Origin of the sequence: Teichococcus rhizosphaerae (assembly GCF_002631185.1) — a bacterium.
Lineage (GTDB): Bacteria > Pseudomonadota > Alphaproteobacteria > Acetobacterales > Acetobacteraceae > Pseudoroseomonas > Pseudoroseomonas rhizosphaerae.
Genome location: NZ_PDNU01000087.1, coordinates 1 through 6,058 on the forward strand (window position 1 = coordinate 1; position 6,058 = coordinate 6,058).

Sequence of the window (6,058 nt, forward strand, 5' to 3'; positions counted from 1 at the left end):
CGGCCGTGCCAGCCTGATCAGCGGCCCTGCCCGTCAGGAGCCACCGCTCCTACACCACCAGCCGGGACACGACCTGATGAACAAGCGGGCGGACATGATGGACTTGCGAGCATAGCTGCTCGCAAGTCCTAGCTGCCCGACATGTCCCATGAGGAATGGGCGCTGGATGTGTCCCAGCTGAAGCTGCCCCCGATGAGTCTGAAGTACGTAACACTCAGCCGGAACGCTCTGTGCCTGCCACCACCGTCGGCGGATTAGCCAGCAACAGCGGCGCCTCGGCAGAAACACTCAGAATGCCCCGACCACACACCATCCGTGGCGACGACGGACTCGACGTTGCCGGCCCGGCGGCACGGGAGAAAGGCCCGGCATCAGCGAATAAAACCGGACAAAGAGATCATTTTGCCTCTTCGGCTGACCCAGCGCTGTGCGGCCTCTCCCGGACTCAGCACCTTCTGGGCGCAAGCCGGAAGAGGGAACGGCTCAGGATGAGCCGTAGTGATGTCCTGCTGGCTGCCGGGCAGGAGGCCCAGGCATATCCCTGTCATCCGCGCCACGTCTCAGCGCTGCGGCACGTCGGCCGGTGGCGTCATGATGCCCTGCTCTTGGAGCCGGGCGACCATGACATGCAGATGCGCCATGACGGCGCGCAAGGCCGGCGTCATGCCCCGCGCCGGGCTGACCGCCACCATCAGCCGCGCGCGCAGCGGCGGCGTGCCGAGGCCACGCAGGATGTAGCGCCGGTCCGCCGCCTCCCGCGTCAGCGCCGCGCGCGGCAGCACGCTCCAGCCGATGCCGCGCTCGACCAGCGCGCGGATGGCGGTCAGGCTGTCGACCTCCAGCAGGAGCGCGGGATCGGGACGCGCTCCTGCCCGCTGCAGCGCCCGGCGCAGCCCGTGTTGCCGGTCCGGCAGGACAAGGTCGAGCCGCGCCAGCGCTGAGACCGGCGCAGGCCCCTCTCCCGGCAGGTCGCGGGCACGGCGCCGCCGGGCAAAAAGCAGCAGGTCCTCCTCGGCCAGCACCTCCGCCAGGATCGCCCGGCTGCGCTGGCTGTCATAGAGGATGGCGACGTCCAGCCGGCCCTCTGTCAGCCACTGGTTGATGAAGCCACTGAACCCGTCCACCAACCTGATATGCAGCTGTGGATGTCGCAGCCGCAGTTCGCCGAAGATCGATTCCGCCAGATGCACGGACATGAAGGTCGGCACGCCCAGCGTCATCTGACCGCGCGGCACCGGGTCGTTGAGCACGGCGGGCAGGTTGGCCAGGGCGGCGAGCAGCGGGCGCGCCGCATCGACCAGACGCTGCCCGTCCTCGGTCAGCCGAGTGCCGCGGCCGTGGCGGTAGAGGAGCGGGCGGCCAATCTCCTGCTCCAGCAGCGCAACCTGGCGTGACAGGCTGGGCTGTGCGAGCCCGAGCGCGGCCGCCGCCCGGCCGAAGCCGCCATGCTCGGCGATCGCCAGCAGGGAGCGGAGCCGCGTCTGATCCATAGCCTGACGCTATAGCTGATACTGCAAGCCAGCGCATGCCCCGTCGCGCTATTCATGCCGCATGGGAAACGCCAAGACCGCCGCCGAGATCCTCCTCGACACCCTGGCCGCGCGGGGGGCAGACCGCGCCTTCTGCGTGCCGGGGGAGTCCTATATCGCGCTGCTCGATGCGCTGCACGCGCACCCCTCCATCGACCTCGTGACCTGCCGCCACGAGGGCGGCGCGGGCTTCATGGCGGTGGCCGATGCCAAGCTCACCGGCCGCCCCGGCATTGTGCTGGTCTCGCGCGGCCCGGGCGCTTGCAACGCCGCCATCGCCCTGCACACCGCCGAGCAGGATGCCGTGCCGCTGATCCTGCTGGTCGGCCAGATCGAGAAGCGCGACCTGCGCCGCCGCGCTTTCCAGGAGATCGACTACGCCGCGATGTTCGGCGGCATCGCCAAATGGGTCGGCGAGGCCACGCATCCGGACGAGGTACCAGAGCTGATCGCCCGCGCCTGGAACATGGCGACCCAGGGTGTGCCGGGACCGGTGGTGCTGGCCCTGCCGGAGGATGTGCTGGCCGCGCCCTGCGCCGTCCCTGCCCTGCCGCCAACCCGGCTCGCCGGCGCCGCGCTGCCGGCCGCGACCACCGCGGAACTCGCAGGCCTGCTGCGGCGCGCCGAGCGCCCCATCCTGCTGGCCGGCCATGGGCTGGACGTTGCGGGAGGGCGCGAGGCGCTGCTGGCCTTCGCCGAGGCGTGGCGGCTTCCCGTGGCGGTCTCCTTCCGCCGGCAGGACCTGTTCCCCAACGACCATCCCCTCTATGCGGGCGATCTCGGCCTGCGCAACCCGGATGCGCAGCGGGCCACCTTCGCGGAATCGGACCTCGTGCTCGCCCTCGGCACGCGGCTGACCGACATCACCACCCAAGGGTATAGCTGGCCCGCGCCGGGGCAGCGGCTGGTGCATGTCTGCGCCGACCCGCGCTTCCTGGGCTGGCTGTTCCCGGCGGAGCTGGCCATCGCCGCCGAGGCCCCCGCCGTGCTGGCCTCGCTCGCCGCCGAGCCCCCCGCCGCCCCGCCCGGCCGCAATGCCTGGAACCAGCGCCTGCGCCAGCTCCAGGAGGCGGACAGTCGCGCCACGGTCGAGGGCTTTCCGGACGGGCTGCCCTTTCTGCGCGTGGCGCAGCTCGTCGGCGCGTGCGCGCCGGCGGATGCCATCGTCACGCTCGATGCAGGCACCTTCGCCGCACCCTTCTACCGCAAGCTGTCCTGGCGCCCGCCGCAGCGCCTGCTGGCGCCGATCTCGGGTGCCATGGGCTTCGGCGTGCCGGCGGCGGTGGCCGCGGCACTGCGCCACCCGGAGCGCGCGGTGATCTGCGCGGTGGGCGACGGCGGTGCGCTGATGACCGGCAGCGAGCTGGCCGTCGGCATGGCGCGCGGCCTGCCGATCAAGCTGCTGCTGTCCGACAATGGCAGCTACGCCTCCATCCGCATCCACCAGGAGCGGCAGCATCCGGGCCGCGTCTCGGGCACCGACCTCGCCAACCCCGACCTCGGCGCCTGGTGCGCAGCCTTCGGCGCGCCGCTGCTCCGGGTGGACAGCGAGGCCGACATGCCGGCACTGGAGGCAGCGCTGCGCGCGCCGGGGCCGCTGGTGGCCGTGGTGCGCACTTCGCTGCGGGCGGTGCTGCCGCGCGAAGCGGCGCGGCCGGTGCTCGAAGCGGCGCAGGGCTGAGGCGACCCGCATGCGCATCGCCATCATCGACGACTATTCACGCGCCTTCGCCAATCTGCGCTGCGCCGCGAAGCTGGGCGGCCACCGGCTCGACATCTTCCACGACGCGCCGCGCGACGCGGACGAGCTGGCCGCGCGCCTCGCGGAGGCCGAGGCGGTGCTGCTCACCCAGCAGCGCACCGCCCTGCCCCGCGCTATCCTGGAGCGCCTGCCCCGGCTGCGGCTGATCAGCCAGACGGGACGCAACGTCGACCATATCGACATCGCCGCCTGCCGGGCGCTCGGCATCACCGTCTGCGCCGGTGGTGGCGGCGGGGTGGAGGCGACGGCGGAGCTGACCTGGGCGCTGATCCTGGCGGCACTGCGGCACATTCCGGAGGAGGTGCAGCGGCTGCGCAGCGGGCAATGGCAGGGGAGTCTCGGCACCGGCGTGTCGGGGCGGGTGCTGGGCCTCTACGGGCTGGGGCGGATCGGCGGCCGCGTGGCCAGGGTGGGCGAGGCCTTCGGCATGCGCATCCTGTGCTGGGGCCGCGAGGGCACGCGGGAGCGCGCTGCCGCCGCCGGCTACGCGGTGGCCGACAGCCGCGAAAGTTTCTTCGCGGAAAGCGACGTGCTGTCCCTGCACATCCGCCTGACGCCGGACACACGGGGCGTGGTGACGGCCGCCGACCTCGCGCGGATGAAGCCCGGCGCGCTGCTGGTGAACACCAGCCGGGCGCTGATCATCGAGGCTGGCGCGCTGGAAGCGGCGCTGCGCCAGGGCCGGCCCGGCCGCGCGGCGGTCGATGTGTATGAGGAAGAGCCGGTGCTGGGCGGGCACCACCCGCTGCTGGCCCAGCCCAACGCGCTCTGCACGCCGCATCTCGGCTATGTGGAGGAAGCCACCTACGAGACGCTCTACGATACGGCGGTGGAGCAGATCCTGGCCTTCGAGGCCGGGCGGCCGGTCAACCTGCTCGAGCCGACACCGGGCTGAAACGACGCCCTGCCTTCCGACGACGCCTCAAACAAAGAAAAAACGGAGGAACGCATCATGGAGATCACACGCCGCCTGCTGCTGGCGATGACGGGGCTTGCTGCTGCGGGCCAAGCGCAGGCTCAGAGGGAGGCCGAGGCCGGGTGGCCGAGCCGGCCCATCACGCTGGTCGTGCCCAACCCGCCCGGCGGGGGAACCGACTTCGCCGCCCGGCTGTTCCAGGAGGCGCTGGGCCAAGCGCTGGGGCAACCGGTGGTGATCGAGAACCGCTCGGGCGGCAACGGCAATGTGGGCATCCTGGCCGCCGCCCGCGCCAAGCCGGACGGCTATACCCTGCTGCTGCAGTATTCCGGCTACCACGGCGCCAACGCGGCCCTGACACCGGATGTCGGTTGGGACCCGAACCGTGACCTTGCCGCCGTGGGCATGGCCACCCTGGCGCCCCATGTCATCTTCTCCGGCCCCGGCATCCCCGTCCGCAGCCTGGCCGAGCTGGTGGCGCATATCAGGGAAAATCCCGGCCGCGTCACCTACGCCTCCGCCGGCACGGGCTCGATCCAGAACATCGCCGGGCTGCAGCTGGCGCAACGGGTCGGCGCGCCGATGCTGCACGTGCCCTACCGCGGCGCGGCGCCAGCTCTGCAGGATGTCGTGGGCGGGCGCGTGGACATCTTCATCACCACCCCGTCCTCCGCCATGTCGCTGCTCCAGGGAGGGCAGCTCAAGGCGCTCGCGGTGGCCAGCGAGGCGCGGCTGTCAGCACTACCTGAGGTACCGACAACGGCGGAGGCCGGGCTGCCGGACTATACGGTGGATGCCTGGTTCGCCGTCTTCGCCCCCGCCGGCACGCCGCAGCCGGTGATTGAGAAGGTCAACGCCGCCCTGCGCGAGGCCACGCGGAACCCGAGGGTGCAGGAGGTCGCCACCGCCTCCGGCGTGGTGCTGAAGCCGCTGACGGCGGCGGAGATGGACAGCATGGCGCGGCAGGACGTGGAAACCCTGACGCGCGTGGTGCGCGAAGCGGGGCTGCGGCTGGAATAGGGCCGTTCAGCCGGCGTCCGGCAGCAGCTTGCCCGGGTTCATCAGGTTCTGCGGATCGAAGCACTGCTTCAGGCTGCGCATCATCTCCATCTCCACCGCACTCTTGTAGCGCGGCACCTCGTTGATGCGCAGCCGGCCGATGCCGTGCTCGGCGGTGATGGAGCCGCCGAGCCGCGCCACGATGTCGTGCACGATCAGGTTCACCTCCGGCAGAAAGGATTGCCAGAGGTCCTTGTCGCCACCTTGGGCCTGGATCGGATTGTAGTGGATGTTGCCGTCGCCCAGGTGGCCAAAGGCGAAGGAGCGGATGCCGGGGAACCGCGCCGCCAGCGCCGCATCCGCCTTGGCGATGAAGTGCGGCACCTGCGAGACGGGCACGGAAACGTCGTGCTTGTAGGAGGCGCCCTCCAGCCGCTGCCCTTCCGGCGCGCCCTCGCGGATGCGACGGATGCCGGCCGCCTGCTCGGCCGAGGCGGCAATCGTGCCGTCCAGCAACTCGCCATTCTCTAGCCCTGCTTCGAAGGCGGCGAGCAGGCGCGCTTCCAGCGGCGCCTGCTCGCCCTGGTCGGCGATCTCCACCATCAGGTACCAGTCGTGGCGATCGGCCAGCGGGTCGCGGATGGCGCCGTTGTGGCGCATGGCGATGTCGATGCAGCGACGCTCCATCAGCTCCATGGTGGTGATGCTCTCGCCCAGCAGCGACTTGGCGCGCCGCAGCCAAGCCACCGCCGTGGCGGGCGAGGGCGTGGCCAAAAAGGCGGCGGGCGTGTCCCACCGCGTGGGGTAGGAGGCGGCCGTCTGGGTGAGGGCGGCCATCATGGGGTTCCTCGG

The 6,058-nt window shown here is 71.4% G+C and carries 5 protein-coding genes; 3 read left to right on the forward strand and 2 right to left on the reverse strand.

Features of this window, described 5'->3' with window-relative positions; translation table 11 throughout:
* Positions 1–560 precede the first annotated feature (560 nt).
* Positions 561–1,490, reverse strand: coding sequence for a LysR family transcriptional regulator (locus CR162_RS21375; RefSeq protein WP_099097501.1), 930 nt, complete (start codon positions 1,488–1,490; stop codon positions 561–563).
* 61 nt (positions 1,491–1,551) lie between these two features.
* Between CR162_RS21375 and CR162_RS21380 the strand changes: the two genes are divergently transcribed.
* Genes CR162_RS21380 through CR162_RS21390 form a run of 3 tightly spaced genes read left to right on the forward strand, consistent with a single transcriptional unit; the run spans position 1,552 to position 5,227 of the window.
* Positions 1,552–3,210 carry a thiamine pyrophosphate-binding protein gene (locus tag CR162_RS21380; protein ID WP_099097502.1) on the forward strand — a complete coding sequence of 553 codons (1,659 nt, stop codon included), beginning with the start codon at positions 1,552–1,554 and terminating at the stop codon, positions 3,208–3,210.
* A gap of 10 nt (positions 3,211–3,220) precedes the next feature.
* Positions 3,221–4,186 carry a D-2-hydroxyacid dehydrogenase family protein gene (locus tag CR162_RS21385; protein WP_099097503.1) on the forward strand — a complete coding sequence of 322 codons (966 nt, stop codon included), beginning with the start codon at positions 3,221–3,223 and terminating at the stop codon, positions 4,184–4,186.
* A gap of 57 nt (positions 4,187–4,243) precedes the next feature.
* On the forward strand, positions 4,244–5,227 hold the full coding sequence (locus tag CR162_RS21390) for a Bug family tripartite tricarboxylate transporter substrate binding protein (RefSeq protein ID WP_099097504.1): 984 nt from the start codon (positions 4,244–4,246) through the stop codon (positions 5,225–5,227).
* Between the two features lie 6 nt (positions 5,228–5,233).
* Here the strand turns inward: CR162_RS21390 and CR162_RS21395 are convergent.
* Positions 5,234–6,058: FAD-linked oxidase C-terminal domain-containing protein (locus CR162_RS21395; protein ID WP_281255024.1), on the reverse strand; the 825-nt coding region annotated here is incomplete at its 5' end.

What these genes read in the sequence shown, in the direction of transcription:
- CR162_RS21375 (WP_099097501.1), bottom strand. Translation starts at nt 1,490, where the DNA reads ATGGATCAGACGCGGCTCCGCTCCCTGCTGGCGATCGCCGAGCATGGC.
- CR162_RS21380 (WP_099097502.1), top strand. Translation starts at nt 1,552, where the DNA reads ATGGGAAACGCCAAGACCGCCGCCGAGATCCTCCTCGACACCCTGGCC.
- CR162_RS21385 (WP_099097503.1), top strand. Translation starts at nt 3,221, where the DNA reads ATGCGCATCGCCATCATCGACGACTATTCACGCGCCTTCGCCAATCTG.
- CR162_RS21390 (WP_099097504.1), top strand. Translation starts at nt 4,244, where the DNA reads ATGGAGATCACACGCCGCCTGCTGCTGGCGATGACGGGGCTTGCTGCT.